Origin of the sequence: uncultured Clostridium sp., assembly GCF_963515715.1 — a bacterium.
GTDB lineage: Bacteria > Bacillota > Clostridia > Clostridiales > Clostridiaceae > Clostridium_AW.
Map to the genome: position 1 here is coordinate 26413 of NZ_CAUPZS010000032.1, position 23883 is coordinate 50295.

General features: G+C 31.1%; 24 protein-coding genes and 1 riboswitch. Of the genes, 23 read left to right on the plus strand and 1 reads right to left on the minus strand.

Going from position 1 to position 23883, the window contains the following annotated elements; all coding sequences use genetic code 11:
* The first annotated feature begins 21 nt into the window (after positions 1-21).
* Positions 22-136: riboswitch (FMN riboswitch) on the plus strand.
* 191 nt (positions 137-327) lie between these two features.
* The 17 genes from ribD to RYO54_RS17390 all read left to right on the plus strand — a co-directional run bounded on the left by ribD (position 328) and on the right by RYO54_RS17390 (position 16709).
* Positions 328-1413: a bifunctional diaminohydroxyphosphoribosylaminopyrimidine deaminase/5-amino-6-(5-phosphoribosylamino)uracil reductase RibD gene (gene ribD / locus RYO54_RS17310; RefSeq protein WP_315121624.1), complete on the plus strand. Its 1086-nt coding sequence runs from the start codon at positions 328-330 to the stop codon at positions 1411-1413.
* Between the two features lie 32 nt (positions 1414-1445).
* The gene (locus RYO54_RS17315; RefSeq protein WP_315121626.1) at positions 1446-2099 is read left to right on the plus strand and encodes a riboflavin synthase; all 654 of its coding nucleotides are present in this window, start codon (positions 1446-1448) and stop codon (positions 2097-2099) included.
* Positions 2100-2123: 24 nt separating this feature from the next.
* Positions 2124-3329: a bifunctional 3,4-dihydroxy-2-butanone-4-phosphate synthase/GTP cyclohydrolase II gene (locus RYO54_RS17320; RefSeq protein WP_315121628.1), complete on the plus strand. Its 1206-nt coding sequence runs from the start codon at positions 2124-2126 to the stop codon at positions 3327-3329.
* Positions 3330-3353: 24 nt separating this feature from the next.
* Positions 3354-3815, plus strand: a complete 462-nt coding sequence (gene ribE, locus RYO54_RS17325; RefSeq protein WP_315121630.1) for a 6,7-dimethyl-8-ribityllumazine synthase — start codon at positions 3354-3356, stop codon at positions 3813-3815.
* Positions 3816-4574: 759 nt separating this feature from the next.
* Entirely contained in the window at positions 4575-5576 is a 1002-nt protein-coding gene (locus RYO54_RS17330) for an RnfABCDGE type electron transport complex subunit G (protein WP_315121632.1), read from the plus strand.
* A gap of 234 nt (positions 5577-5810) precedes the next feature.
* Positions 5811-6455: an HDIG domain-containing metalloprotein gene (locus RYO54_RS17335; RefSeq protein ID WP_315121634.1), complete on the plus strand. Its 645-nt coding sequence runs from the start codon at positions 5811-5813 to the stop codon at positions 6453-6455.
* Positions 6456-6492: 37 nt separating this feature from the next.
* Entirely contained in the window at positions 6493-6621 is a 129-nt protein-coding gene (locus tag RYO54_RS17340) for a hypothetical protein (protein WP_315121636.1), read from the plus strand.
* Positions 6622-6814: 193 nt separating this feature from the next.
* Positions 6815-8101: a hypothetical protein gene (locus RYO54_RS17345; RefSeq protein WP_315121639.1), complete on the plus strand. Its 1287-nt coding sequence runs from the start codon at positions 6815-6817 to the stop codon at positions 8099-8101.
* 269 nt (positions 8102-8370) lie between these two features.
* On the plus strand, positions 8371-9210 hold the full coding sequence (locus RYO54_RS17350; protein ID WP_315121641.1) for a DUF3100 domain-containing protein: 840 nt from the start codon (positions 8371-8373) through the stop codon (positions 9208-9210).
* Entirely contained in the window at positions 9203-9670 is a 468-nt protein-coding gene (locus RYO54_RS17355) for a hypothetical protein (protein ID WP_315121642.1), read from the plus strand. Before RYO54_RS17350 ends, RYO54_RS17355 begins: the two co-directional genes overlap by 8 nt.
* Before the next feature lie 22 nt (positions 9671-9692).
* Positions 9693-11027, plus strand: coding sequence for an amidohydrolase (locus RYO54_RS17360; protein WP_315121644.1), 1335 nt, complete (start codon positions 9693-9695; stop codon positions 11025-11027).
* A gap of 48 nt (positions 11028-11075) precedes the next feature.
* Positions 11076-12272 carry an L-serine ammonia-lyase gene (locus RYO54_RS17365; protein WP_315121646.1) on the plus strand — a complete coding sequence of 399 codons (1197 nt, stop codon included), beginning with the start codon at positions 11076-11078 and terminating at the stop codon, positions 12270-12272.
* A gap of 465 nt (positions 12273-12737) precedes the next feature.
* Positions 12738-12956, plus strand: a complete 219-nt coding sequence (locus RYO54_RS17370; protein WP_315121648.1) for a helix-turn-helix transcriptional regulator — start codon at positions 12738-12740, stop codon at positions 12954-12956.
* A gap of 217 nt (positions 12957-13173) precedes the next feature.
* Positions 13174-14064: an acyl-CoA dehydratase activase-related protein gene (locus tag RYO54_RS17375; protein ID WP_315121650.1), complete on the plus strand. Its 891-nt coding sequence runs from the start codon at positions 13174-13176 to the stop codon at positions 14062-14064.
* A 1-nt stretch (position 14065) separates the two neighbouring features.
* Positions 14066-15163, plus strand: coding sequence for a 2-hydroxyglutaryl-CoA dehydratase (locus tag RYO54_RS17380; RefSeq protein WP_315121651.1), 1098 nt, complete (start codon positions 14066-14068; stop codon positions 15161-15163).
* On the plus strand, positions 15144-16094 hold the full coding sequence (locus tag RYO54_RS17385; protein ID WP_315121652.1) for an acyl-CoA dehydratase activase: 951 nt from the start codon (positions 15144-15146) through the stop codon (positions 16092-16094). The genes RYO54_RS17380 and RYO54_RS17385 overlap by 20 nt, the downstream gene beginning before the upstream one ends.
* A 96-nt stretch (positions 16095-16190) precedes the next feature.
* Positions 16191-16709: a peptidylprolyl isomerase gene (locus RYO54_RS17390; RefSeq protein WP_315121654.1), complete on the plus strand. Its 519-nt coding sequence runs from the start codon at positions 16191-16193 to the stop codon at positions 16707-16709.
* A gap of 156 nt (positions 16710-16865) precedes the next feature.
* Here the strand turns inward: RYO54_RS17390 and RYO54_RS17395 are convergent, their stop codons facing one another.
* Complete coding sequence (locus RYO54_RS17395; protein ID WP_315121655.1) at positions 16866-18809, minus strand: NAD(+) synthase; 1944 nt, start codon at positions 18807-18809, stop codon at positions 16866-16868.
* A gap of 204 nt (positions 18810-19013) precedes the next feature.
* Between RYO54_RS17395 and RYO54_RS17400 the strand changes: the two genes are divergently transcribed.
* The 6 genes from RYO54_RS17400 to nagZ all read left to right on the plus strand — a co-directional run bounded on the left by RYO54_RS17400 (position 19014) and on the right by nagZ (position 23793).
* The gene (locus RYO54_RS17400; protein WP_315121657.1) at positions 19014-19451 is read left to right on the plus strand and encodes an NfeD family protein; all 438 of its coding nucleotides are present in this window, start codon (positions 19014-19016) and stop codon (positions 19449-19451) included.
* Positions 19452-19464: 13 nt separating this feature from the next.
* Complete coding sequence (locus tag RYO54_RS17405) at positions 19465-20412, plus strand: SPFH domain-containing protein (protein WP_315121658.1); 948 nt, start codon at positions 19465-19467, stop codon at positions 20410-20412.
* A 149-nt stretch (positions 20413-20561) separates the two neighbouring features.
* The gene (locus tag RYO54_RS17410) at positions 20562-21257 is read left to right on the plus strand and encodes an MgtC/SapB family protein (protein ID WP_315121661.1); all 696 of its coding nucleotides are present in this window, start codon (positions 20562-20564) and stop codon (positions 21255-21257) included.
* A gap of 63 nt (positions 21258-21320) precedes the next feature.
* The gene (locus tag RYO54_RS17415; protein ID WP_315121662.1) at positions 21321-21854 is read left to right on the plus strand and encodes a hypothetical protein; all 534 of its coding nucleotides are present in this window, start codon (positions 21321-21323) and stop codon (positions 21852-21854) included.
* A gap of 30 nt (positions 21855-21884) precedes the next feature.
* Complete coding sequence (locus RYO54_RS17420) at positions 21885-22577, plus strand: DUF1361 domain-containing protein (RefSeq protein WP_315121664.1); 693 nt, start codon at positions 21885-21887, stop codon at positions 22575-22577.
* Complete coding sequence (gene nagZ / locus RYO54_RS17425; RefSeq protein WP_315121666.1) at positions 22570-23793, plus strand: beta-N-acetylhexosaminidase; 1224 nt, start codon at positions 22570-22572, stop codon at positions 23791-23793. Before RYO54_RS17420 ends, nagZ begins: the two co-directional genes overlap by 8 nt.
* The last annotated feature ends 90 nt before the right edge of the window (positions 23794-23883 follow it).

The window sequence follows — 23883 nt, forward strand, 5'->3', positions numbered from 1 at the left end:
TTTAATTATAATTAAATATCGTAGTTCCTTCAGGGTTTGGTGAAATTCCATACCGGCGGTATAGCCCGCCAGCCGAAAGGCAGATCTGGTGAAACTCCAGGGCCGACAGTTATAGTCTGGATGAAAGAAGGAAGAAAGTGTAATGCCTATGGTATATTTATACCTATGATAGGGTTTTATTTGTGCATAAAATCTATCATTTTATAGGAGTGTTATACTATTTTTGTATCTGTATATACTAAGCCCTGAAGAGAATCTTCAGGGCTTTTTTGCCGTTGATTTTATAATTGAATTTATCCTGAATTAAATGAGTTTAAGGAGGGGCTTATGGAAGAGAAATATATGAAAAGAGCTTTAGAAATAGCTAAACTAGGAGAGGGTTTTGTTAATCCTAATCCATTAGTGGGTGCAGTTATAGTAAAGAATGGAAGGATAATAGGGGAAGGATATCATCAGTTTTTCGGAGGAGCTCATGCTGAAATAAATGCCTTTAATAATGCTATAGAGGATGTAAAAGGTGCTCATATGTATGTTACCCTAGAACCTTGTTCCCATCATGGAAAGACTCCGCCTTGTGCTAATTCCATTATTGAAAAAGGAATAAGCAAAGTAATAATTGCTATGAAGGATCCTAATCCTATTGTCAGTGGTAGAGGAATAGATTTACTAAAATCCAATGGTATAGAGGTTGAAGTTGGCATATTAGAAGAGGAAGCAAAAAGATTAAATGAAGTATTTATAAAATATATAACAACTAAATTGCCATATTGCATTTTAAAAACAGCAACAACTTTAGACGGTAAAATAGCTACAGTAACAGGAGATTCGAAATGGATAACTGGAGAGAATGCTAGAGAACACGTACATCAAATAAGAAATAAAATAAGTGGAATAATGGTTGGAATAGACACAGTTATAAAAGATAACCCAAGCTTAACTACAAGGCTTAAAGATAAAAAAGGGAGAAATCCTATAAGAATAATTGTAGATAGTAAAGGAAGGATACCAGTAGAATCAAAATTATTAAAAGAAGAGGGGAAAACTATTATAGCTGCTACTGAAAATATGCCTACTGATAAGCGTTTTGAGCTAGAAAAATTGGGAGCAGAAATAATAATTACTCCATTAAAAAATAATAAAGTAGATTTAAAGTATTTAATGAAAGAATTAGGAGAGAGGAAAATTGACAGTATTCTCTTAGAGGGGGGAGGTACATTAAATTATTCAGCTCTAGAAGAAGGATTAGTAGATAAGGTCATGGCCTTTATTGCACCTAAGATAATTGGAGGAAGCTCCTCTAAAACCTCTGTAGAAGGTAAGGGAATTGAGAGTATGAAACATGCAATAAATTTAAAAAATATTTCTTTTCAAAAATTCGGAGAGGATTTTCTCATAGAAGGATACTTACGTTAATTATTCACTCGAAAGGAAAGGAAGTGATAAGGATGTTTACGGGTATTGTAGAGGAGATAGGAAAGGTGAAAACCATAAAAAAAGGGCAGTATTCAGCAAGCATAACAATTGAATCTCTAAAAGTTATTGAAGATGTAAAGCTTGGAGATAGTATATGCACTAATGGAGTTTGTCTTACGGTAACAGCTTTTAATAAAGAAGATTTTACTGTAGATGTAATGCCTGAAACTATGAGAAAAAGCAATTTAAAAGATTTGTCTATAGGAAGCAAAGTTAATTTAGAAAGGGCTTTAAGAGTATCAGACAGATTAGGCGGGCATATAGTCAGTGGACACATAGATGGAAGGGGGAGAATTAAAGGGTTAAAAAAAGAGGATAATGCTATGTGGATTACAGTAGAAGCTCCTATGGAAGTTTTGAAATATGTAATATATAAAGGTTCTATAACCATAGATGGGGTAAGTTTAACTGTTGCATATGTTGATGATGATGAATTTAAAGTGTCTATTATTCCTCATACGGGAGAAGAAACTATATTATTAATGAAGAAACTTGGTGATGAAGTAAATTTAGAATGTGACATAATAGGCAAATATGTAGAAAAATTAATAAGTTTTAAGGAAGAAAAAAATAATTTTCAAAGCTCTATAAATTTAAATTACTTAAATCAAAATGGATTTATTTAAAATTTTTTAAGAGGTGATGTTAATATGATTAAATTTAACACAATAGAAGAAGCTATAGAAGATATTAAAGAAGGTAAAATGATTGTAGTAGTAGATGACGAGGATAGAGAAAATGAAGGAGATTTAATTATGGCTGCTGAGAAGGTCACAGCGGAAGCCGTAAATTTCATGGCTAAGTATGGCAGAGGGCTTATATGCATGCCTATAGATGGGGAGAGGTTAAGGGAGTTAAACATTGGTCAAATGGTGGAAATTAATACAGATAACAAAGGGACAGCATTTACTGTGTCAATAGACCATAAAGAAACCACTACAGGAATTTCAGCCTTTGAAAGAGCTTTTACAATTAAAAAAGTCTTAGAAAATGAATCAAAAAGCGAAGATTTCAGAAGACCAGGTCATATATTTCCTTTGGAAGGAAGAGAGGGTGGAGTATTAAAGAGAGCAGGTCATACAGAAGCATCAGTGGACTTGTCAAGACTCGCTGGATTATACCCAGCAGCAGTTATATGTGAAATAATGGATGAAGATGGGACGATGGCCAGAGTTCCCCAGCTTATGGAGTATGTAAAAGAACATAATTTAAAGATAATTACTATAGCTGAACTTATAGCTTATAGAAGAAAAAACGAATCCTTAATAGAAAGAGTAGTAGAGGCAAAGATGCCTACTAAATATGGAGAATTTAAAATATATGGATATGTAAACAAATTAAATGGAGAACATCACGTGGCTTTAATAAAGGGAGATATTAATGATGGGGAGCCAGTATTAGTGAGAATGCATTCAGAATGTCTTACTGGAGATGCTTTGGGTTCCGTAAGATGTGACTGCGGAGATCAATATGAAGCAGCTATGAGAGCTATTGGCAAAGAAGGAAGGGGAGTCCTAGTTTATATGAGACAAGAAGGAAGGGGAATAGGGCTTATAAACAAACTTAAAGCTTACAACCTTCAAGACAAGGGGATGGATACTGTTGAAGCTAATATTGCTTTAGGATTTCCAGAGGACTTAAGGGATTATGGAATAGGAGCTCAAATACTATCTAATTTAGGGGTAAAGGAAGTAAAATTAATGACTAACAACCCTAAGAAAATTTCTGGGCTTTCTGGATATGGTATAGAAATAGTAAAGAGAGTACCTGTAGAAATACATGACCATAAAGAAAGTGAGTTTTATTTAAAAACCAAAAAAGAAAAGATGGGACATTTATTAAATTTTGATAAATAAAATAATAATTTAGGAGGGTTCAATATGAAAATGTATGAAGGAAATTTAATTGGAAAAGGTTTGAAATTTGGTATAGTAGTAGGAAGGTTTAATGAGTTTATAGGAAGTAAATTATTAAGTGGTGCTGTAGACGGATTAAAAAGGCATGGAGTGAATGAGGAAGACATAGAAATAGCTTGGGTGCCAGGAGCCTTCGAAATTCCATTAGTTGCTAAAAAGATGGCTAAAGGTAAAAAATATGACGGAGTAATATGCTTAGGAGCTGTAATTAGAGGGGCAACTACACATTATGAGCATGTAACAGCGGAAGTTACAAAGGGAATAGCAAAGGTTAGCTTAGATGAAGATATACCGGTTATATTTGGAGTATTGACTACTGAAAATATAGAACAAGCAATAGAAAGAGCAGGTACTAAATCTGGAAACAAAGGTTATGAATCTGCGGTTACTGCAATAGAAATGGCAAATTTATTAAGAGAAATATAAAGAGATTGAGAAATACTTATGATTTCAACAAATAAAAACGCCATATAATGCTTCTTATACTGTCTCACTGCAATAAGAATTTCTAGATTTTTGCTCAAATGCATAGGGGCACATTGCATAACATTTTTAAGTTTTCAACACTGAGGTATATAGGGGGAGAGCGCCTTTTTTTCGAAGCGACGTCACTATGTACCTCAGTTCCTCATTTGTGAAATCTAAATATCTTCATAAAGATTTATAATATAAGAAACTTTTACCTACTATGTTAATGTTTTTTCTTACAAGACATATATATAATAAGAGAATAATTTAACAAAAATAATTAATATAGATTAAAAATAAAACGAAAAAAATAAGTTTGAATATTAAAAAAACAGAATTATAAAAAATCTATATTTTTATGAAATAAATTATATATATACATTTAAATAGCATTAAAACCTTCTAGACACGGATTTTACTAAAATAAAAATAAAATTTAGCTCTTAGAGAAGAAACAAAATAATTCGCAAACTGGGAGTTTTGTTCCAAAGATATGGGTTTGATGAATTAAATATTGAATAATTGTGTTCTTTTGTGAGAATATTATACTAAATTCATAAATATTATATTGACACTAAAATGATATTATATTAACATAATTAATGAAAGTAGATTTTTAAGTTTAGAATAATATATTGAGAGGCTTTTAAAAGTTAAAGCCCCTTAATTTTAAAATTAGAACTTAGATTATTTAATAGATTGGGAGGTAATAAACAAGTGAAAAAGTTTAAAGGAACCATTGTATTGTTGTTAATAGCATCTATTTGCGGTCTTATTTTAGGTATTAGTCATGGTGCAACTAAGGATATAATTGCAGAAAGAGAAAAATTAGAAAGTTTGCAATTAGAAGTTATCTTACCAAAGAGTAAAGCTAACGATGTAAAGGAAATGGACATTAATCTTGAAGGAATAGAAAATGTTGAAGGTGCTTATGAGGTTTTAGAAAACGGTGAAGTTATTGGACATGCAATCGTTGTAACTCCTAAGGGATATGGCGGGCCTATAAAGATGACAGTGGGCTTTGATAAAGATGGCAATATCGGCGGTATAAAAGTAGCATCTCATGGAGAAACACCAGGTATAGGTAGCGTAATTGAAGATGAAAAAGTGTTATCTCAATATAGAGATAAGCCAACAAAAGAATCTTTAAAATTAGTAAAAGGTTCAGCAGCAGCTGAGAATGAAATTGCAGCTATTACTGGAGCTACTATAAGTTCTGGAGGTATGCTTGCAGGTGCTAATACGGCAATTAATTTTTATAAAGAACATGTTTTAGGTGAAGAAGTTGTAGATGAGAAAAATAAAGAAGTAACTGTTAAAGATGTAATGCCTGATGGAGATGAAATGAAACCACATGAAGTGGAATTAAATGATAATATTGCTGAAGTTAATGCGGTTTATAAAGGAAGCGATGTAATAGGATATGCTATCACTGCTATATCTGAAGGTTACGGTGGAGAATTGAAAACTTTAGTTGGTATATCATTAGATGGAAAAATAACAGGAATTAGAGTTATAGAGCAACAAGAAACACCAGGTCTTGGAGATGGAGTATTAGAAAAAGATTTTACTAATAACTTCGTAGATAAACCAGTAGATAAACCATTGACTGTAGGAGAAGAGATTCAAGGTGTAACTAGTGCAACTGTAAGTTCTGAAGGTGTTGTATATGGAGTAAATCATGCTACTAAATTCTATAATGAAAAATTAAAAAAATAATGTAAAAGGAGGTTGAAAAAACCTCCTTTTTTTATATGTATTTAAAATGATTTTGGGGAAAATATATTTGAACAAAATAATAATATAAGATAATATTAAAGGAGGAATAAAAATGGCTAAGAAAGGTATGAAAAGACCTGCACCTGAAGAAGCGCCAACGTATCAAACTAAGAAAAGAAATAAGAATCAACAGCCTGTTCCTGAAACTAAAAAATAATAAGGGAAGATAATATTATGGATAAAAATAAAGTATTTGAAGAATTTAATACTCATCTTTTAAATGATTCCAAACCATCATTATATTTTAATGATATATCAAAAAAGGAAGAATATAAGGAGATGTATCCTCTTAATTTTTTATGGGATTTGATAAAAACAGATCAAAGTCCTAAACATCATCCTGAAGGAACTGTGTGGAATCATACAATGTTGGTATTAGATCAGGCTGCAAAATTTAGGCATTTAAGTGAAGATCCTAGAGTTTTTATGTGGGCAGCTTTGCTACATGATATTGGTAAGGCACCTACAACTAGAATAAGAAAAGGCAAAATAACTTCTTACGACCATGATAAAATAGGCAAAAATATGACAGTTATTTTTTTAAAGGAATTAATAGAAGATAATGATTTTATATATAAAGTAGCGGATAGAGTAAGGTGGCATATGCAACCACTCTTCATAGCAAAAGATATGCCTTTTGCTGAAATAGATAGAATGTTAGAAGAAGTTTCAGCAGATGAGATAGCTCTTCTAGCTATTTGTGATAGAGTTGGTAGAGGGAACATGACAGATGAAAGAGTCAAAGAAGAAATGGATAGTGTTGAAAATTTTTTGCTAAAAGCAAAAAAAAGAGCTGAAAGGCTGGAATATAGTCATTAAGAATAATCATATTCATAAACAAAAGGAGTGATATTCTATGGCAACTAAGGGTGAAAAGAAAAGAAAAAATGATAATAAAACTAAAAATTCTAAGACAGCAAATCCAATAACCATGCAAGTAGACCCTAACATGAATAAACCTGTTAGAGGATTAGCTAGAACCTAGGATACAATAGATAATAAATTGCAGGGACTATCTTAAAATAGAAAGCAATTTCTAAATGAAGATAGTCTCTTTTCATTATTAATAAAAGTTGGTTAATCTACATATGCCTTCCAATAAAGATATAGACTATTATATTTAAAAAGGCTATAATTGTGTTGAAAATAAAATACAAATGTAAGAAAGGATAAAAAATTTGAATATTGGAATAATAGGTCCCTTAGATTCTTGTAAAAAGATAGCTGAGGTTATGAAAAAGTATTTTCCTAAATTAACAGCTAAGATATATGCTGTTAGTAAAATAGATGAAGCGTATTTAGAAATTGAAAAATCTGAAAAAGAATGCGAAGGATTAATTTTTACAGGTGTAGGAGTATATTCTAAAATAATAGAAAAGATTGACCCTTCTGCACCATACGTTTATACTCCTTTTTTAACATCTAGTATTATGAAATCAATTTGGGAATTAAAAGAAAGATTTCCAGACTGTAAAAATATTTCAATAGATATTGTAGAAAAATCAGAAGTAGAGGATATTCTTGAAGAGTTAAATTTAAATGATATAAATGTACAAAGCATGGACTATAACCATTTGTATCCTGAACAGAAATATGTTGATTTTCATGTAGAAATGCAGGAGAGAAAAGAAGTAAGTGTATCTATTATAGGTCTAGGATGGGTATATGAAGAAGTAAAAAAGAAAGGATATCCTGCAATAAGGCTTTATTCAACTAAAAGTGCAATAAAAAATACAATTAATGATTTGCTGTATAAGATAAAGCAAGCAGAAGTCAAAGAAGCAACTATGGCAGTACAGGTTCTAAATGTAAAGGCCCAAGAAAATATTTCACAATATAAAGCTTTGGAAATAAGATCACTTATAGAAAGTAATTTAGTAGGATATTTAAAAGAAATCCAGGGAAGTATTTTTAATTTAAAATCCAATCAATACATAATATTTTCTACTAGAGGAGCTATTGAGAACACTCAAAATTTAACAAAATTAAAAAAGACATTGGATTATTTAGAAAAGAATAATATTAAAATTTTTGTTGGAACAGGATTAGGAAGAACAGCATATGAAAGTGAAATTAATGCAAAAAAGGCATTAGAGGTAGCTGTTAAAGAAGAAAGAAGCTGTATTTTTAAAGTTGATGGGAATAAAATAGAAGGTCCTTTGTTAGAAGAAGAAGAACTTGCGTATAATTTAACAATGAATAATTCTGAAGTAGAAAAAATGGCAGAATTGATAAATTTAAATCCATTGTACATAAGGAAGATTAATGCTATAAAAGAAAAGTATTCGAAAGATACATTTACAAGTGAAGAGTTGGCGCAATATTTAAATATAAGTATAAGAAGTGCAAATAGAATAATAAAAAAAATACTAGACAATAACTGTGGAGAGGCCGTGGGATTAGAATCAAATAATTCTTTAGGAAGACCTAAAAAAATAGTTAGGATAAATTTCGACAAAAATTAAATATATTATTATTTAAACAAGATTCGGGTAAACTGAATCTTGTTTTTTCGATAAAAATCTACAATTATATATTGACTTATTGTAACTGTTTTCATATAATTGTACATAAAGCATTAAAGACAACCAAAGGACACGACCTAAATGCAATTATATAATTTATTACAGGAAACTAACAAGAAGCAAGAGAAGCATGAAGAAGGGAGGAAAGATTTGAACTGAACTAATACGTACATATATAAATTTTGAATAATATGTAAGGAGATACGGATATGAAAGAAAAAATTAATAAAAATTACAAGAAAATCTTTCTGGTAGTAATGATAATATCTTTAGTTACAGAATTGATTGGAGCAAGGAATCTTGAAATAGGAGTAGTTAAAATAGCATTTTTCCCAATGTTATATGCTGTAATAATAGGAATGTTAATAACGCCAGATTTGTTAGGTAAAAAAATAAAATCATTACAAAAATTTGTGGATAAAGAAGAGATGGGTATAGCTGGAGAACTAGTAGGGATATCTCTTATCTTACTAGGAGTAAGATATGGAACTTTAGTTGGACCTAATTTAGATAAAATTATAAGTGTTGGATGGGCATTTTTAGCACAGGAATTTGGACATATAGTTGCTCCTCTATTAGCTTTACCAATGGCAGTTTTTGCAGGTATGAATAGAGAAGCCATAGGAGCTGCTACTAGTATAGGTAGAGAGCCTTCTTTAGGAGTTATATCAGAAAAATATGGAATAGATTCACCAGAAGGTAATGGTGTACTTGGAACTTACTTAGTAGGTACTGTTTTAGGAACTATATTCTTTGGAATTTTAGGCTCTGTTTGTATATATAGTGGATTACATCCTTATGCATTAGCAATGGCATGTGGAGTAGGAAGTGGAAGTATGACCACTGCAGCTGCATCATCTTTAGCAGTAGCAGTTCCAGAAATGGCAGATACAATTTTAGCTTATGCAGCTACTAGTAATATGCTTTCAGGAATTACAGGGGTTAACTTTTTAATATTTGTAACAATACCTTTTTCAAATTGGTTCTATGAGAGATTAATAAAAATTCGTGATAAGAAAAAAGTAGCAAAGGAGAACGTAAATGGGTAATTTTGATATCAAAAAAACAGGCTATCAATTTATTTCAATGCTCTTAGTTGGATTAATAATTCTAATGGGTCAGCAATTAGGATTAGGAATACCTATGAGTAAGGCGTTTTTAGGAATGATTATGCTTGTTTTAGTAGCACAGAGTTCTTTTATTATAAATGATTTGTTTCCTAAATCTATATTTCCAGCCTTTGGATGGGCTACTATATTAGGATTGATTCTTAGTATGCCATATAATCCAACATCAAAAATATTTTTATCAAATGTAGAAAATATAAACTTTATGGCTATTACTACACCTTTGTTGGCTTTTGCGGGAATTTCAGTAGGAAATAAGATAGATGATTTAAAGAAAATGTCATGGAAAATAATTTTAATAGCTATGTTTATATTTACAGCTATATTCTTTGCATGTGCTTCTATTGCACAGATAGTTCTAAAATTGCAAGGAAAAATTTAAGTATCTTAAAGGAGAGGATATTATGAATATAAATGAATTAAAAGAAAAAGTAATTAAAGCAATAGATGACAATAAGGAAGTCATACTAAAAGCTGGTAAGGAGATTTATGCTAATCCTGAAATGGGATATAAAGAATTTAAAACTACAGAGACAGCTTCTAATTTCTTGAAAAATCTTGGATTAGAGGTTGAAGAAAATATTGCAGTTACAGGATGTAAAGCAAGCATAAAAGGTGGAAAACCAGGTCCTAATGTTGCTATATTAGGAGAACTTGACGCTATTTCTTGTGCAAATCACCGTGATTCAGTTGAAGGGGGAGCAGTTCATGCTTGTGGACACAATGCTCAAATAGCAGGAATGTTAGGAGCTATTTTGGGTCTTGTGAAAAGTGGAGTTTTACCGGAACTTTCTGGAGATGTAACTGTTATGGCAACACCATCAGAAGAATTTGTAGAATTAGAATATAGAGCTAAATTAAAAGATGAAGGAAAGCTAACATATTTTGGAGGAAAACAAGAGCTTATTAAAAAAGGTTATTTTGATGATATAGATATGGCTATGATGTTTCACTCTTTAGATATGGGAGATAAAGATGCATTAGTAGGACCAGTAAGTAATGGTTTTGTAGGAAAAAAGGTTCAGTTTATAGGAAAGGAATCTCATGCAGGTTCAGCTCCAGAGAATGGAATTAATGCACTTAATGCAGCGATGCTTGCTATAAACAATATACACGCACAAAGGGAAACTTTTAAAGACTCTGATAGAGTAAGAGTTCATCCTATAATTACAAAAGGTGGAGATATTGTAAACTCAGTTCCAGCTGATGTCCAAATGGAGTCATATGCAAGAGCAAGAACAATAAATGGAATGTTAGATTCTAATGCTAAAGTAGATAGAGCTTTAAAAGCTGGAGCAATGGCAGTTGGAGCAGATGTGAAAATAACAAGTATTCCTGGATATCTTCCTATACTAAGAACAGTGGCATTAGATAATTTATTTAAAGAAAACTTAATGTTCATGGGTATGCCAGAAGAGAAGATAATAGAAGGAGGAGACTTTACAGGATCCTTTGACTTTGGAGATGTATCTCATATAATGCCAACTATGCACCCAATGATAGGAGGAATAAAAGGAGATTTACATACTCGTGAATTTGAAATCGTTGATGAAAATCTAGCTTATATAGTACCAGCTAAAGCTATGGCTTTAACAGTTGTAGATTTACTATTTGATAATGCATCAACAGGAAAAGATATATTAAATAACTTTAATGCAAAAATGACTAAAAAAGAGTATATAGATTTCATGCAAAGCTTAGATAAAGTAGAATTATTTGAGGGAGATAAATTAATATAAAATCTATTAATAGATTCCTGACAAATAACCAGGCGAGAGGAGATAAAAATGGATTCTTTAAGAGAATTATTTAAAATTGGAAATGGTCCGTCTAGTTCTCATACAATGGGTCCAGAAAGAGCAGCGAAAAAGTTTAAGGCAGAAAATCCTAATGCAGCGAAATTTAAAATAGAACTTTACGGCTCTTTAGCAGCTACTGGAAAAGGTCACCTCACTGATTGGATCATTATAGAGACGTTAAAGCCATATTCTACTGAAATTATTTGGAAACCAGAAGTTGTACATGAATATCATACAAATGGAATGAAGTTTTTTGCTTTGGATAGTGAAGAAAATGTGATTTCAGAGTGGCTTGTTTTCTCCGTAGGCGGTGGAAGTATAATGGACGAGGGAGAAGCAAGACAAGGTGGTTCTAAAGTTTATTCATTAAGAACCATGGAAGAGATAATGGAATGGTGCAAAAATAACAAAAAAGAAATATGGCAATATGTAGATGAAGCAGAAGGAGCATACATATGGGAGTATCTTGAAGATATCTGGCAAGCTATGGAACAATGTGTTCAGACAGGACTAGATAAAACAGGAGTGCTTCCAGGAACCCTAAAGTATCCAAGAAAAGCACAGTCTTTTTATAGGAAAACTAGAAAAGATAATCCTGAAAATGTATTTAGAGGAAAGATATTTGCATATACTTTAGCAGTATCAGAGGAAAATGCCGGTGGAGGAACAGTGGTAACAGCCCCTACTTGCGGAGCATCAGGAGTTATTCCAGGACTATTATATGCTTTAAGAGAAGAATATAATTTACCTAAGGATGAAGTATTAAAGGGACTTGCTGTAGCAGGGCTCATAGGAAATTTAATTAAAGAAAATGCAACTATTTCAGGTGCAGAGGGTGGATGTCAAGCTGAAGTAGGGTCGGCATGTGCTATGGCAGCAGGAATGACAGCATTTTTACTTGGAGGATCCGTGGAGCAGATAGAGTATGCAGCTGAAATGTCACTTGAACATCATCTTGGATTGACTTGTGATCCTGTGGGTGGATATGTACAAGTTCCTTGCATAGAAAGAAATGCAGCAGCAGCTGTTAGAGCTCTTGATGCTGTAAACTATTCACTTTATACAGATGGAAAACACATGGTTTCATTCGACCAGGTTGTCCTTACAATGAAGGAAACAGGCATGGACCTTAAGTGTGAATATAAAGAAACATCCCTAGGAGGGCTAGCAAAATCAAAGTTTTAAAATAATATAAAAAATTACGGTTTTTTAAAAAACATAGACTTGAAAACTATGGTTTTGTGCAATAAGACTGTTGGCGAAGTTATTTTGTCAACAGTTTTATTTTTTAGTATTAAATCTTTGAGTTAAGTTACAACAAATTATTCTGTCTATTATAAGTTTCTACGAGAGTAAGTTGGATTTCGAAATAGAGAGCTAAGGAGTATTTATTATCTTCAATAAAATTATTTATATTTAAGAAGTTATAAAATATCTAAAGTCATAGTAATTATATTATACTAGCAAGAAAAGAAGGACAGTGATTATGTGGGATATATTACATAAAACTTCTATATAGTTCGCAATGGTAAGAAGTATATTGGTTAAAATATGAATCTATTTACGTGAATTTAAAGGGACATCTATATTTTTATGAAAATATATGTTATAATAAAAACAACTCAGAAAATCAAATAGGGGGGTCTTTACATGTTAAATGGGAAGAAAATAAGGGAGTATAGATTAAATTTAGGATATACTGCTTCTGATATTGAAAATTTAACTAAAAACCCAAAATATGAAACTTCAATTTCAAAGTCATATTTAGAAGAACTTGAGAGAGGAGATAAGAGTAACCCTAGTTTGCAAAAGGTTATAGTTTTAGCCAACATATTATGTTGCAAGATAGATGATTTGGTTGTATATTAATAGTTTATAAAAAGTTAAGAATTAAAAAATAAGAATAAATAAATGGTAGGGACTTTGTTTTACAAAGTCCCTTTTCGTTTGATAAAAACTAATTGGCCTTATAAAATGTGATTGTTTTAAGTATGCTAGAATTTTTTGTTACTCCAATCTTATTGAATATCTTTATAAAATGTGGATAGAATATTTGAATGTTATATGATTTTTAATGGAGGTTAGTATGAAGGTAGGAATTCCTAAGGGTCTTTTATATTATAAGTATTATCCATTTTTTATTAAGTTTTTTAAAGAATTGGATGCAGAAATTATATATTCATCTGATACTAATAAAGATATATTAGATGAAGGGGTTAAATATTGTGTAGATGAAGCCTGTCTACCCATAAAGATATTTCATGGACACATTGCTTCAATAAAAGATAAATGTGATATTTTATTAATACCAAGGGTTATGCAAATTAGAGAAGGGGAATTTATATGTCCTAAATTTTGTGGCTTACCGGAAATGGTGATAAATACTATACCAGATATGCCAAAGGCAATAACAGCACCCATTTACTCCACATCTATGAGAAAATTATATCAATGGGCCAAAGAAGCCGGAAAAATGATTACAAAAGATAATAGGAAGATAGAAAAAGCTTTTAATGAAGCCATTGAGGAGCAAAAAAAGTTTAAAAGTGGCATAAAAGATGAAAACTTTAAACTTAATGTTGCTTTAGCGGGACATCCATATAATATATATGATGACTTTATAAATATGAATTTGGTTAAAAAACTCAATAAATTAGGGATTGGAGTTATAACTGAGGAGTATGTAGAGGATGAATACATAGATAGTGAAGTAAAAAGCCTTTATAAAAAACCATTTTGGACTTTTGCAAGAAATACTTATGGTTTTTTATCACATATATCAAAAAATAAGAAGGTTGATGGAATCATATATATATCATCTTTTGCCTGTGGAATAGATTCTGTAGTAATTGAACTCGTAAAGGACAGAATTGAAGATTTTCCTTTCATGGTTCTTAAGGTAGATGAACACACAGGAGAAGCTGGTATTGATACTCGAATAGAAGCATTTGTTGATATGTTAGAAAGGAGCTGTTGATTTGAAAATAACAAGCCCTCATATGGGGAATGTATATTTAGCTGCCAAGGCATTATTCGATGGACTTGGAATAGACTATGTTATACCTGATTTGAATAGTAAAGCGTCCCTTGAAATTGGTTCATTATATTCTCCAGATGAAATATGTTTACCATTTAAATTAATGATAGGGAATTATATACAAGCAATTGAACAGGGAGCAGATACAGTAATATTGACAGGTAGTTGTGGGCCATGTAGGTTTGGAGAGTATTGCGAAATGCAAATGAACACATTAAAAGGATTAGGATATGATGTGGATTTTATAGTTATGGATGCTCCGAAAGACATAGGAGTACAAGAGCTTTTAAATAGAATAAATAAAATATCACTTAATAGTAAAAAAAGTAAAAGAGAGAAACTTAAAGCTGCAACTCGGGCTCTAAATGTTATGAATTTAATTGATGGAATAGAGGCAAGGGCACATTATCTTGCAGGCTATGAGAAAACAAAAGGTGAATGTAAAAAGATTTTAAATACTTGTAGAGCAGAAGCTGAAAAGTGTAATAATCCAGAAAATATGATTAAGATTTTGAAGGAATATAAAAATAAAATAAACAATGTAGAAATAGATAAAACAAAAGATCCTATTAAAATTGCTGTAATAGGGGAGATATATACAGTTATAGAGCCCTTTTCAAATTTTTATATTGAAGATAAATTAATGGATTATGGGGTTTCAACTAAAAGAAAACTTACCCCTAGCTGGTGGGTTAAAAATATGGCATTACATCCTACAAAATTAAATCAGCTAGATATTAAGAAAGTTGCTAAAGAATATTTGCCCGTACAAATTGGCGGTCATGCAAGAGAATGTGTAGGAGAAGCAGTGTTAGCTCATAAAGAAGGATTTCATGGCGCTATTCAAGTATTTCCAATGGGGTGTATGCCAGAGATTGTATCAAAAGCAATATTGCCACAAATATCAAAGGATAAAGATTTTCCAATCATGACTCTCATAGTTGACGAAATGACAGGAGAAGCAGGTTATGTTACAAGAATAGAAGCCTTTATAGATTTGCTTGAAAGGAGAAGAGATAATGTATTATTTAGGTGTTGATGTAGGCTCAGTTAGTACGAACTTTGTGCTTTTGGATGATAAAATGAACGTTGTAGAGAAACTATACTTAAGAACAAAGGGAAGACCCATAAATGTTATTCAGGAAGGTTTTAGGGCTTTAAAAAATAAATATGATGGGGCTAAAATACTTGCAGCTGGAACCACAGGTAGTGGAAGACAAATAGCCTCAGCTATAATCGGTGCAGATGCAATGAAAAATGAAATAACTGCCCATGCAGTTGCAGCCCTGCAAGTAGATGAGGATGTAAAAACTATAATTGAAATAGGCGGACAAGATTCAAAAATTATAATTTTAAAAAACGGAATAGTTACTGACTTTGCAATGAATACTGTTTGTGCTGCAGGAACAGGTTCTTTCCTTGATAGGCAGGCGGAAAGACTTGAAATTCCAATAGAGGAATTTGGTGATTATGCGTTAAAATCAGATATATCTGTGAGGATTGCAGGGCGTTGTGCTGTTTTTGCAGAGTCAGATATGATACATAAGCAACAGTTGGGATATAATGAATCCGATATAATAAGAGGTCTTTGTGAAGCTATGGTTAGGAATTATCTCAATAATGTAGGGAAGGGTAAGGAAATTAAGTCTAAAGTGTTTTTTCAAGGGGGAGTAGCTGCAAATAGAGGTATGAAAGTAGCCTTTGAAAATGCATTAGGATTTGAGGTAGTTGTTCCAGAACATTATAATATAATGGGAGCAGTAGGTGCTGCAATTATTGCGAAATCTGCCGCAGAGAAAGCAGGAGGAAGTAGATTTAGGGGGCTAAATCTTGGAGAGAATCCTATGACTTCATCAAGCTTTGAATGTGAAGGATGTAGTAACAGATGTGAAGTTGTCAGAATAAATGAGGATGATAATATAATTGGATGTTTTGGAGATAGATGTGGTAAGTATAATAAAGTTGGTTAATATTACTTTTTAAAAATTCCTAGAATAAAATATTTTGCAATTTGTTTTAAATAATAATATAATCTACTTTGTATTACCAAAAAAGGAGAGATGAATATGAGCAATCCAATATTTACAATAACAATGGAAAATGGGGATATAATGAAAGGAGAACTATATCCTGAAATTGCCCCTAATACTGTAAATAATTTTATAAGCCTAATTAAGAAGGGATTTTACGATGGAATTAGTTTTCATAGAGTAATATCAGGTTTTGTTATACAGGGGGGATGCCCAGAAGGTACTGGAATGGGTGGCCCAGGATATGCTATTAAAGGTGAATTTAAAAGCAATAAATTTAATAATGACTTAAAGCATACTGTTGGAGTTTTATCCATGGCAAGATCTATGAATGTTAATTCAGCAGGAAGCCAGTTCTTTATAATGATAGGTGCTGCTCCACATTTAGATGGGCAATATGCTGGTTTTGGAAAAATTACTGAAGGTTTAGACATAGCTCTTAAAATGGGAGCAGTGGCTACAGACCATATGGATAAACCATTAGAACCTCAAAAAATTAAAGAAGTTACTGTAGAAACTTTTGGAGTAGAATATCCAGAACCTGAAAAAATGTAGTTAAGAAAAATTGTTTTCTCAACTGTAATTTTCTACAAAGTTAAATTGTTATACAGAATAGAGCTAAGCAAGCAGTGAAGGCGCTCCAGAAAAAGTCGCTATTTCACTACATACTTAGCTCTTTTGTGCTTACAAACGTATTTTCAAATATTTATTTTATTCTCTTGTTAAAAACGAACTATAGCTTGCATCAGAAGGCATTCTCCAGTCTCCACGAGGAGATAAGCTGATAGTACCAACTTTAGGGCCATCAGGCATAGCGGAACGTTTAAATTGTTGAGTGAAAAATCTTTTGATAAATAGCTGTAGCCATTTATATATGGTATCTTTATCATAGATTCCTTCAAAGGCTAATTCAGCTAAATATAATATTTTTTCTGGCGATGAACCTTTTGCAAAGTGGTAAAGGAAAAAGTCGTGTAACTCATAAGGGCCCACTATGTCCTCGGTTTTCTGAGCTATTTCTCCTTCTTTATTCTTTGGAAGAAGCTCAGGGCTTACTGGAGTGTCTAAAATGTCTATCAATATATTAGAAATTTCTTCTTCAGATTCATTTTCACTAACGTACTTAACTAAATATCTAACTAAAGTTTTTGGTATGGAGGGATTAACAGAGTACATTGACATTTGATCTCCATTATATGTACACCAACCTAATGCTAACTCTGACAAGTCACCAGTACCTATAACTAAAGCGTCTTCCTTGTTAGCCACATCCATTAAAACTTGAGTTCTTTCTCTTGCTTGAACATTTTCATAGGTTACATCATAAATTGATGGGTCATGATCTATATCTTTAAAATGTTGAAGACAAGAAGGAACTATATCCACCTCTCTTAGTTCCGTACCTAACTTTTTACAAAGGTTAATGGCATTATTATAGGTTCTATCTGTTGTTCCAAAACCAGGCATTGTTATTGTGATGATATTTTTACGTTCTATATTTAATAAATCAAAGGTTTTAACAACTACTAAAAGAGCTAAAGTTGAATCTAGTCCTCCGGAAATTCCAATCACGGCTTTTTTTAGATTGGTATGTTCTATTCTTTTAGCCAATGCAGAACTTTGAATATTAAATATTTCTTTACATCTTATTTTTTGTTCATTAATATCTTTTGGCACAAAAGGATGTTTTTCTATGTATCTATGCATTTTAAAGCTTGATTTTTTAAAGCTAAACTCTATTTCCCTTACATTAAATAAAGTATTTTTGTTGTTATCTCTAAAGCTGATGTTTTTTAACCTCTCGTTATTTAGCTTCTCTACATCTATAGAAGAAATTATTATGTTTCCTTCTCTTTCGAATCTATCATTTTCCTTTAATATAGATCCGTTCTCTCCTATTATTAAATGTCCGCTAAATAGTAAATCTGTAGAAGATTCATATACTCCTGAAGATGCATAAATATATGATGAAACGCAACGACCACTTTGAGACTTAACTAAGTCTCTTCTATAAGAAGACTTACTTACTATTTCATTAGAAGCGGAAAGATTACCTATTATATTGGCGCCTTTTAGGCTTAAATAGCTACTTGGAGGAATGGTTACCCATAGATCTTCACAAATCTCAAAGCCAAATTTAATTACTCCACTTTTGAATATTAAATCTATTCCAAAGGGAATGTCCTTTTGGAAGTCTAGACTAATTTTTTCGTTGTTAATACAAATTCCCTCAGAGAACCATCTTTTTTCATAGAATTCAGAGTAATTTGGTATGAAGCTTTTAGGAACTATGCCGAGTATTCTTCCTTCGTAAATTATGAAGGCACAATTATATAAGGAATCATTGAATACTAGGGGAGCACCTACTGCAATTAATATATCTTTGCCTTTTGAAAAGGAGCATATATCTTCTATGCCCACTAAAGATTTTGAAAGAAAGCTTCTATTTAAGAATAAATCTCCACAGGTATATGAGGTGACTGAAAGTTCAGGAAAAACTATTAGCTTCACATTTTGATTTAAAGCATCATCTATACATTTCTTTATATTCTTTATATTAAAATTTATATCACAAACATTTGTTATAGGACATGCAGCAGCCACATTTATAAAATCTTTTTCAGGGCTATAATTTTTATTATTGCTTGAGTTCATAAATTTTCCTCCAATTAGATTGTTAAATATATTTTTTACAAAATTATTATTAAATAAACCCTTTTTATATGTCAATTTTTACATATACTTAAATTTATCTTATAAATGCATTTAAGTATGCAAATTATAAGAAAACTATTGTATAATGATAATAACAATAATTATATTTAAAATCAAATTTGTTATTTATTTTGAAAGGGGGGAATGGCCATAGGAACAACAGTATCTATTTTATTGTGGGTAATTATAGGTGTAGGTGGTGTAGCTATAGATTTATTTACTAGCAGTTTATTGTTTGTTTGGTTTACGGTAGGTTCGTTGGCTTCTCTAATAGCTTTAATTTTAAACTATTCTTTTACTACTCAATTAATTACTTTTGGTGCAGTAAGTGCATTGTTCATGGCAATTGGATATCCTTTGGCGAAGGAAACATTAAATAAAACTGTGGACAAGACACTTACTATGGAAGAAGGGTATATAGGAAGAGAAATTAATGTAGATAATGATGTTATAGAGACGGCATTAATAAAGATAGATGGAATTTATTGGACAGCTAAAGCTCAGGATGAAGTGTTGAAAAAAGGTGACAGAGCGAAAATAGTTGGTATAGAAGGAAATAAATTAATAATAAAAAAAATATAGGAGGGGTTAATTTATGATAGGAAAAATTATATTTATTTTGATTTTAGTTATTTTATTATCAGGAGTGCTATCTTCAATTAAAGTTGTAAACACCGGATATCTTTACATTTTAGAGAGATTTGGACAATTTTATAGGGTGTTAGAACCAGGATGGCATTTTACTATTCCTTTTGCAGATTTTGTAAGAAAAAAGGTTTCTACAAAACAACAAATTTTAGATATTGAGCCACAAAGTGTTATAACAAAAGATAATGTTAAAATTTCCATAGATAATGTTATATTCTATAAGGTTATGAGTGCAAAAGATGCAGTTTATAATATTGAAAATTATAAATCTGGTATAGTTTATTCAACAATAACTAATATGAGAAATATAGTTGGTAATATGAGTCTAGACGAAGTTTTATCAGGAAGAGATAAAATCAACAATGAGTTATTGGAAGTAGTAGATCAGATAACAGATGCTTATGGAATAAAAATTTTATCCGTTGAAATTAAGAATATTATTCCACCAGCAGAAATTCAACAAGCAATGGAAAAGCAGATGAGAGCAGAAAGAGATAAGAGAGCTGCAATACTTCAAGCAGAAGGACAAAAGCAGTCTGAAATTGCTAGAGCAGAAGGTGAAAAACAAGCTAAAATACTTCAAGCAGAAGCGGAAAAGGAAGCTAACATTAGACGTGCAGAAGGATTAAGACAATCTCAAGTTCTTGAAGCTGATGGTAAAGCTGAAGCAATAGAAGCAGTAGCAAAAGCTGAAGCTAAGGCAATTGAAATGGTTAATAAGGCTATAATTGATTCTGGTACAAATGAAAAAGTAATAGCATTAAAACAGGTTGAAGCTCTTAGAGAAATGGCTAAAAATCCAGCTAATAAACTTATATTACCAAATGAAGCTATTTCGTCCTTTGGCAGCATAGCGGCAGTTGGGGAACTGTTAACTAAGAATAAAGATCAATAAAAACTAAGTTGTGTCCTAGGACACAACTTTTTTTAAGTGAAAATATATAAATCAATACTTTACTTACATAATATGGTTGTAAATTATAAGAAAATAAATTAATCTATTATTATGAATAAGTCATAATAGATTAGAAGGGAGGAGTGGCTATGAATGTAAAAGAAATTATAAGTAGAGTACTATTAGCAATATTAGTTGGTGGAATTATAGGGTATGAAAGAGAAAATAAAAATAGGCCTGCAGGTTTCAAAACTCATATTTTAGTTTGTTTAGGTGCAGCTGTTATATCAATGATACAATTATATGATATAGAATATACCCTTAATTTAATAAATGAAAGAGCAGAATGGGGCAATGTTTTAAAAGCAGATGTAGGAAGACTAGGAGCACAAGTTATAAGTGGTATTGGATTTTTGGGAGCAGGTACAATAATTCATGACAAGGGTTCCGTAAAAGGGCTTACTACAGCGGCAAGTCTTTGGACTGTTGGCTGCATTGGATTAGCAGTGGGAAAGGGATATTATTCCTTAAGTATAATCTCAGCTCTATCTGTGATTATCATATTGGCATTTTTAACGAAGTTTGAAAATATGTTTAGAGAAAAGTGTACCGCTATACGATTTCAAATAGATTATAATAATAAAGAAAAAGCTATTAATGATGTAACACATTATTTTCAGCAAAGCAACATAAAAATTAAAAATATAGAATTCTTTTTGGAAGATGAGGATACAGGTTTTGGAAGTAGCTTATATACAGTTCTCTTACCTAGACGTGCTCATAAAGAGGAGATTGTTATGGAGTTAAGAAAGAGCGAAGGAATTAATAGTGTAGAAATATTATAAATTATTAACTTATCTCCTTGGTACTCCGTAATATAAGTAAATAGGGTACTAGGAGGTAATTAAATGAAAAGAATAATAATTACGTTTTTAATATTATTCGGGGTGATTTTTGCAGGATGTACTAAAAAAAGTATGGAGTATAGTAAAGAGCAAATTAAAGATACTGATGGCATAGAAAACAGAGAACAGAATTATTCCAAATATTATTTTATTTGTTCTCAAACATTAGACTCTTATATGACGATAGACTCTGGATTGAATGATGATATTAAATATATAGCTATAGATTTTGATACTTTAAAGGGAGTAGAAGGAGAAGAGAAAAATCTTATAATAAAATATTTCGAAAAGTATAATTTAGAAGTCATTGACGAATCTTTTGAAAGCTTAAAAGAAAAGGGTATGGTCAAAGAAGGAAATTATATTGAAGGAATATTATTATCAATTAAAAGTATTGAATTCACTTCAGATAATCGGGCTGTAGTGAAAGGTTCAAAGTTTCGCTCGGGAAAAGGGGCAGTGGGATTTAAGTCAACTATAAAACTTAGTGATGGGCAATGGAAATTAGAAAATACGGATATGACTTGGATAAGCTAATGATTTATAACACTTAATTAGGAGGGGAAAGTGGGGATTAGTTATTTAGCAGTCTTAACAATTGTTTATTTTGGGTGGATTATTTTAAGTGGCAATATACACTTGTTTTATATGATATGGAACCTATTTTTAGCTTGGATTCCGTTAATTGTTGCGATGCAAATGAATAAGTTAAGTAAAAAAGGTGGTAAAAAAATAAGGAATAATATTATTGTACTTTTCTTAGGGATACTTTGGTTGTTGTTCTACCCTAATTCACCTTATATAATCACTGATTTTATTCATTTATCAACTAAGAAATTTTATTTTTCAAATCCTAATTATATTCCTTATGGGTTAGAGCCAAAAGTCCTATACAATAAGGATTTAAAAGTCTGGTTAGAGTTTATAAATATTGCCATAGGAGTGTGGTTAGGATATGTAGTGGGATTCATATCCTTATATATAAATCAAAGGTTAATAAGAAAAAAAGCTAACAATTTTATCAGTTGGATATTTGTATTTGTTGTTAATATGCTTAGCGGATTTGCTATATATTTAGGTAGGTTTGTAAGATGGAATAGTTGGGATGTAATAAAACCTAAAAATATAGTAGCTATGCTTACAAAAGATATCAATTATCAATCACTAAAATATACATTTATGTTTGGTGTATTTTGTCTTATCCTATATTTAATAAACTATTCTATTATTAAATTAGTAAAGGAAAAGAATTATGTTTAAAAAAATTACCGTTTTAATCTTAATTTTATGTACTATGTTTTTAGGATGTGGTAGACAAGAAGAAAGTAAAATCAAGGAAATAGAAGATAAACCTATAGTTCCTACTATAGACCCCATTAAAGAGGAGATAAAAAACCTTACATTAGAAGAAAAAATAGGGCAAATGTTTATTATGAAAATAGAAGGACAAGAGGTTAATGAAAATACAGTGAAATTAATTACAGAAGATAAAATTGGAGGAGTGATATTATTTCAAAATAATATAAAAGATTCCTCACAGTTAGTAAAATTAATTAATTCCATAAAAAAATATAATGTGGAAAATCCTATACCCTTGTTTATTTCTATAGATGAAGAAGGTGGAAGGGTAACTAGAATGCCTAAAGAAGTGAGAAAACTGCCTAGTAGTAGACAAATAGGCAGGGCAGGAAGTAAGGATGTGGCTTATAATGTTGGATTAACAGTGGGAGAGGAATTAAGAAATTTTGGTATTAATATGAATTTTGCTCCTGTGATGGATATAAACAATAATCCAGCAAATAAAGTTATAGGGGATAGAGCCTTTGGGGATAATCCTCAAACTGTTAGCGAGTTAGGTATTGAAGTTATGAAAGGATTAAAAAATGCAGAAGTTATTCCAGCATTAAAGCATTTTCCAGGCCATGGTGATACATCTGTAGATTCACACGAGGATTTGCCAATAATAAATAAAGATATAGAAAGTCTTGAAAAATTTGAGATGTTACCTTTCAAAAAAGGTATAGAAGAGGGAGCGGATGTGATTATGATTGCACATATCTTACTACCTCAATTAGATAAAGAGAATCCTTCTACCTTATCACCAGTAATAATCAAAGATATATTAAGAGAGAAATTTGGTTTCCAAGGTGTGGTTATAACAGATGATATATCAATGAAGGCAATATCAAATAAATATGGGGTAGGTGAGAGTGCACTTAAGGCATTAAAGGCTGGTTCTGATATAGTACTGTCTTGTTACACTCCAGATAAACAAGAGGAGATGATTAATTTTATAAAAAAATCAGTAAAAGATGGAACTTTAAGTGAAGAAGAAATTGATGAAAAGTTATATAGAATATTAAAACTTAAGAATAAATATTATATCGATGATGAAGCAATGGAAATGGTTAATATTAATATAATAAATGAAAATATAGATAAAGTATTAAAAGATATTAATAAAAATATAAAATAAAAATTATTACTGCAAATAAAAAAGCCGTGGAGTAAATGAACTGACCCTTGTCAAGTAGACAGATTATTTAATTAAAATATTATGCACTTA